Here is a 1669-nt window from a genome sequence, read left to right on the forward strand (position 1 = left end):
GCGGCTAAAGCAGAAAAGCTCAAATTGACCAATAGTTGCATTGGAAATGATACGGCGCCAATCTTCTTGGTTCCAATATTTACGGCTTGGCGTAGAAATTGGATACCCATCATGACCTTTTTTATAGTTCATGGAGAACTGTAAGCTTTGTTTCTTATTGAACTCATGGTCAATACGCGCATTAAAGCCTTCTTCGCGCCATTTAGAACCTGTAAGAGTTGCTACTTCACCAGTATCTCCATCTTTATATTTTGTATCTTGAGACATAGTACGTGTAGCTGTCACAAAATAACCAGTGGACGCATTTTTGCCTGCCGCACCTTGTACAGTCAAATTGTAGCTATGTTTATTCCAGCTGCCTGTTGCCAAATCAACGGAACCACTGAAATCGCCTTTACCACGGCGTGTAATGATGTTGATTACACCACCTGTAGCATCAGAACCATATTGAGAAGCACCTGGGCCTTTGATAACTTCAATTTTATCAACCGCATCCATATTAGTAACTTCATCAATATTTACACCTGTAGATTTAGAGCCTCTTTCAGAGCTATCGCCTAAACGACCAGATGTAATATTATCTACACGACGGCCATCAACCAATACAACTACGCGGGAATCGCCATTGATGGAAACGCCATTGTTGTAAAATTGGTAGCCGTACTCGCCACCACGGTAACCAGGGTTTTGGAATGTAACGCCTGGTACGCGTTTGATTGCTTCTGTTACATCGCGATAATGACGCTTTTCAATCTCTTCACGAGTGATAACCTTTACGTCACCACCCGTACGATAATAGGATTGTTCCGTAATGGTATTGCCATACTCATCCTTTGCCGCATCAGCTTTAACACTAATGTTATGAACCTCATATCCCTTAAAGTTCTCATCATACGCATATGCTTGATACGTACCAAGTACTAATGTTGCAACAATCGCTGCAGATAAAAGACGACGACTTTTCATATTCCCTCCACACACAATAAAATATAATAACCCTAACCTCTATATATGCCACTTATGTACTCTCAAGAATTATGCCTACACACACATACATAATTCATACACTATGGATCTGGAGATTAGTTATAACCATAATCTACATTAATCGTAATCGTAACTGGTCCACCTGTTGTATTTTCTATACCACCAGAACCTGCTACGAGGCTCGCAGCAGCATTATCAAGAATGCTAGAACCACTACTGCTAATCATATCAGCACCAGAAAAATTACCTTCGCTATCAAAGGTAACATTAAAGGAAACTGTACCACTAAGCCCTCGGCGCACCGCTTGTTGAGGCATTACTTTATTCGCATTGACACGGCCAATATAACCGGAGCTATCATAGGAGCCACCAGGGCTATTCTCTACACCTGGCCCAGGTGGCCCATCATTAGAGCCAGGGCCCTCAGTAGAATTTCCGTTATTACCAGTTGGTCCATTATTAAGACCTGGCACATTACTACTACCTGAATTACCTACAGGATCATTAGTATTGCCATTTAGGTTTACCGGTGCAGTTTCATTGCCACCTAAGTAAGGGTTTAGATTTTTTAATCCCTCTGTAGGTTTTCCCGATAAATCAGGTAACACACTGCCGGCCTTACCTCCGCCAGCAACAGGCTTGTCATCAGGTTGAATCTTTAGTTTCTCGGGTTCCTTCTTCT

The 1669-nt window shown here is 42.1% G+C and carries 2 protein-coding genes; both read right to left on the reverse strand.

The genetic code is table 11. The annotated features are described in order from the left end of the window. A partial coding sequence (locus tag Q7P05_RS00345) for a TonB-dependent receptor (RefSeq protein WP_303929993.1) occupies positions 1–966 on the reverse strand: 966 nt, incomplete at its 3' end. A gap of 116 nt (positions 967–1082) precedes the next feature. Next, positions 1083–1669, reverse strand: a 587-nt coding sequence (locus tag Q7P05_RS00350; protein ID WP_303929994.1) for a TonB family protein, incomplete at its 5' end; no start/stop codon positions are given.

The organism is Veillonella dispar, assembly GCF_937975875.1.
In the GTDB taxonomy this organism is placed as follows: Bacteria; Bacillota; Negativicutes; order Veillonellales; family Veillonellaceae; genus Veillonella; species Veillonella dispar_B.